Annotated in this window: 3 protein-coding genes and 1 pseudogene; all 4 read left to right on the top strand. The window is 61.3% G+C overall.

Features of this window, described 5'->3' with window-relative positions; genetic code table 11:
- The coding region (locus EOA23_RS31940; protein WP_189341787.1) for a translocation/assembly module TamB domain-containing protein at positions 1-695 on the top strand (695 nt) is incomplete at its 5' end.
- A gap of 274 nt (positions 696-969) precedes the next feature.
- Entirely contained in the window at positions 970-2,628 is a 1,659-nt protein-coding gene (locus EOA23_RS31935; protein ID WP_127307018.1) for an ABC transporter substrate-binding protein, read from the top strand.
- A gap of 149 nt (positions 2,629-2,777) precedes the next feature.
- Entirely contained in the window at positions 2,778-3,812 is a 1,035-nt protein-coding gene (locus tag EOA23_RS31930) for an ABC transporter permease (RefSeq protein WP_042637250.1), read from the top strand.
- 11 nt (positions 3,813-3,823) lie between these two features.
- A pseudogene (locus EOA23_RS31925) lies at positions 3,824-4,338 on the top strand (ABC transporter permease); the annotation flags it as partial.

Raw genomic sequence — 4,338 nt, 5'->3', positions numbered from 1 at the left:
CACTCGACGTTACGGTCAACGCGCCGAACCAGATATTCATCCAGGGCAGGGGTGTCGACGCCGAACTGGGCGGCTCGCTGAAGCTGACAGGCCCGGCTTCGGCGCCGAGGGCGATCGGCACCTTCACCCTGCAGCGCGGACGACTGATCATCCTTTCCAAGCGACTGACCTTCACCGATGGCACGATCGGGTTCCAGGGGTCGCTGGTGCCCTATCTCAACTTGACGGCGACCACGACGACGAGCTCCGCCACAGTCACGGTCGTCGTCTCAGGCGAGGCGACCAATCCGAAGTTCACGTTCTCCTCCGTGCCGGCGCTGCCCCAGGACGAGATCCTGGCACAGCTCATCTTCGGTCAATCCATGTCCAAGCTGTCACCGCTGCAGATCGCGCAACTTGCCAGCGCCGCCGCGCAACTGGCCGGCGTCGGCGGTTCGACCTCGCTGCTCGAGAACCTGCAAAGCGCCATCGGCGTCGACGATCTCGACGTGACGACGGACGAGAAGGGCGGTACCGCGGTTTCGGCCGGCAAATACCTCAACGACCGTACCTATGTGACCATCCAGAAGGGCGACAAACCGGGTTCCGGCAAGGCCACGATCGACCTCAATGTCGGTCGCGGGGTGAAGCTGCGCGGGGAAGCCAATGACGCCGGCGAGGCCAAGGGCGGCGTCTTTTACGAACGCGAATATTGAAGTTGCGCCGCGCCGCATTGGCCAAGCGAACCAGGGGCGACCGCCGGTACGGGGCTCCTATCCTTATAAATGTATTGATTTAATCGCCCGCGGGGATTTTTTAGCGAATCCGCGTCGCGATAACAAATTTGCGTCAAGACTGTCGCTATCGCGCGAACCGGGTTGCAGCCAAAGATGCACATTCCCTGGCATGTTCCTGCTCCACACCGTCTTTTGACAACGCGGTCTGGATGCGGAATGTTAAAAGGCGGAAAGCCAACAATGGGAGCAAGTCATGGCAATCTATAAGAGCAATGGTGATCAGGTTCCGGATCACATCCGGAAAATGGCCAAAGAGGCCAAAAAGGGCGGCGTCGACCGCCGCGAATTTCTGGCCTTGGCCAGCGTCTTCGGCGCATCGACGGCAATGGCCTACGGCATGCTCGGCCTCGCCGATCCGACCCCGGCCAGGGCGGAGGACGTGCAGGGCAAGAAGGGCGGCGTCCTGAAGGTCGCGATGTCGATCAAGGATCCGAAGGATCCGCGCACGGCCGACTGGTCCGAAATCTCCAACGCCGAGCGCCAGGCGCTCGAGCCGCTGGTGAAATACACCAAGGAATACACCTTCGCGCCTTATCTGCTGGCAAGCTGGGACATCAATGACGACGCCACAGAATACACGTTGCATGTGCGGCCGGGCGTCGAATGGAACAATGGCGACAAGTTCACTGCCGACGATGTGATCAACAATTTCACCCGCTGGGCCGACAAGTCGGTGGAAGGCAACTCGATGCCTGGCCGCCTCGGTAGCCTCGTCGACGACACGACCAAGAAGCTGCGCGAGGGCTCCGTCGTCAAGGTCGACGACATGACGGTCAAGCTCAAGCTGACCAAGCCCGACATCGCCATCATACCGAACCTGTGCGACTATCCGGCGCTGGTCGTCCACAAAACCTTCGACGAGAAGGGCGCCAACTTCAAGAGCTGCCCGATCGGCACGGGCCCGTTCGAGCTGGTGTCCTACGACGTCGGCCAGAAGGTGGTCTACAAGCGCCGCACGACCGGCAAGTGGTGGCAGGGCGAGGCTTTCCTCGACGGCGTCGAGTTCATCGACTACGGCACCGATCCGGCCGCGACCGTCTCGGCTTTCGAGTCCGGCGAAGTCCATACCAATCACGAAACGACCGCCGACTACATCAAGATCATCGCCGATGTCGGCGCTCCGGCTTCGGAAGTCGTGACGGCGGCCACCGTGGTGTCGCGCTTCAACGTCACCAAGAAGCCCTATGACGACCAGAAGGTCCGTCAGGCCATGCTGCTTGCCGTCGACAACGCCACCGTGCTGCAGCTCGGCTACGGCAATGCCGGCACGCCGGCCGAAAACCACCATGTCGCGCCGATCCATCCGGAATACGTCAAGCTGCCCGAGGTCAAGCGCGACATCGCCAAGGCCAAGCAGATGCTGACGGAAGCCGGCAAGATCGATTTCGAGCACGAGCTGATCAGCAACGACGAGGACTATCACAAGAACACCACGGACGCGATCGCCGCCCAGTTGCGCGAAGCCGGCATCAAGGTGAAGCGCACCGTCCTGCCGAGCTCGACCTTCTGGAACGACTGGACGAAGTATCCGTTCTCGGAAACCAACTGGAACATGCGTCCGCTGGGCATCCAGGTCATCGCCATCGCATACCGCACCGGCGAAGCCTGGAACGAGACGGCCTACTCCAACCCGGACTTCGACAAGAAGGTGAACGAGGCGCTCGGCATCGCCGATGCGGAGAAGCGCAAGGTCGTGATGAAGGAGATCGAGCAGACGCTGCAGGATTCCGGCATCATCATCCAGCCCTACTGGCGCAAGCTCTACATCAACATCAAGCCCGAGGTGAAGAACCACTCGATGCACCCCACCTACGAGCACGACTTCGGCAAGGTCTGGCTCGATCAGGCGTGATCCATGGCGCGATGAATACGAGGGGCGACAGCCCTCGTATTTGCAGCTTCGTCGCCGTTGCATGACCTGCAGCGGTGGCGGGGCGCCATCCGCATTACGAAACAGGGTTGAACGTATCTGACCCCAACCCGGCCGGCAGGGGGGCATAAATGTTCTCATTCATCGCCAGACGCATCGGCACGATACTGCTCACGATGCTGTGCCTGACGCTGGTCGTCTTCTTCCTCGTCAATCTCGAGCCCAATCTGAAGAAGCTGGCGATCAGCCAGACCGAGATGCACACGCCCGCCGACCAGCTCGAAAGCTGGCTGGTCAATCATGGCTACCGGCAGAATTTCTTCCTGCGCTACGGCCAGTGGCTGGGCGTCCTGCCCAAGCATCCGATCACCGATCCGGCGACCGGCAAGACCACGCAGCGCTTTTCCTTCTGCAACGATCCCACGGAGCCGAAATTCTCAGGCGTGTTGCAGGGTGACTTCGGCTGCTCGACCAAGTTCAAGACGACCGTCGCGGCGAAGCTCTTTCCGGCGCTCGGCGCCACAGGCTTGCTGATGTTCTGGGTTCTGGCGGTGATGGTGCCGATCTCGCTGCTCATCGGCATTCTTGCCGGCATGCGCGAAGGGTCGCGCACGGACCGGACATTGTCCGTCGCCTCGATCGCTTCGACGGCGACACCCGAATATGTGTCGGGCGTCATCTTCACCGTCATCTTCGCATCCTGGCTCGGCTGGCTGAACGGCTCGGCAGCGTCCGCCAGCCAGGGCATCACCTTCTACAATTTCACGCTGCCGGTGATCACGCTGGCGATCTACGGCATAGGCTATATCGCGCGCATGACACGCGCCTCGATGGTCGAGGTGATGACGCAACAATATATCCGCACCGCCCGGCTGAAGGGCCTGTCCTTCAGCAGCGTGGTCATCAAGCATGCCTTGCGCAACGCGCTGATCGCGCCCTTCACCGTCATCATGCTGCAGTTCCCGTGGTTGCTCACCGGCGTCGTCATCGTCGAGGTGATGTTCCGCTACCAGGGCTTTGGCTACACGCTGGTCGAAGCCGCCGGCAACAACGACATCGATCTGCTGCTCGGCTGCTCGCTCGTCTCGGTGTTCATCGTGCTGATCACCCAGCTCATTTCCGATGTCGGCTACGCGTTTCTCAATCCGCGTATCAGGGTTCAGTAGGGGGAGGGCCGATGCAAACGGAATATATCAGCGCCTTCAACGTCGTCATCGGTGTGCTCTGGCGGTTCTGGCCGGTGTGGGTGGCGCTCATACTGGTGATGGGCGCCAGCTTTAGCTACAAGAAGCGGCTCGGCCTCTATGGCCAGCTCTTCGACAGCGGCGTCGGCATTGCCGGCGTGTTCATCTGCCTGTTCTGGCTGTTCACGGCGATCTTCGCCTCGACCATCTCGCCCTTCGACCCGCTGGCCCAGGTTTCGGTGATGAAGGACACGCTGCCCGGCGCGATCGAGCCGGCATCGAAGCTGGTCTATTATTTCGGCGGCGACAAGCTCGCCCGCGACGTGTTCTCGCGCATGGTCTATGGCAGCCAGATCGTGCTGATCATCGCGCCGGCCGCCACCGGCTTCGCGCTGATGGTCGGCATCACGCTCGGCCTGCCGGCCGGTTATTATGGCGGCAAGATCGACACGCTGTTGTCCTTCCTCGCCAATCTGGTGCTGGCCTTCCCGGTGATCCTTTTGTTCTA

Source organism: Mesorhizobium sp. M2A.F.Ca.ET.042.01.1.1, assembly GCF_003997405.1.
Classification (GTDB): domain Bacteria; phylum Pseudomonadota; class Alphaproteobacteria; order Rhizobiales; family Rhizobiaceae; genus Mesorhizobium.
The sequence above is the reverse complement of the archived record's forward strand: the minus strand, read 5'-3'. Positions and strand labels throughout refer to the sequence as shown.

Bases quoted from the DNA above. Each gene is read 5' to 3' on its own strand.
- EOA23_RS31935 (WP_127307018.1), top strand. From the start codon at position 970: ATGGCAATCTATAAGAGCAATGGTGATCAGGTTCCGGATCACATCCGG.
- EOA23_RS31930 (WP_042637250.1), top strand. From the start codon at position 2,778: ATGTTCTCATTCATCGCCAGACGCATCGGCACGATACTGCTCACGATG.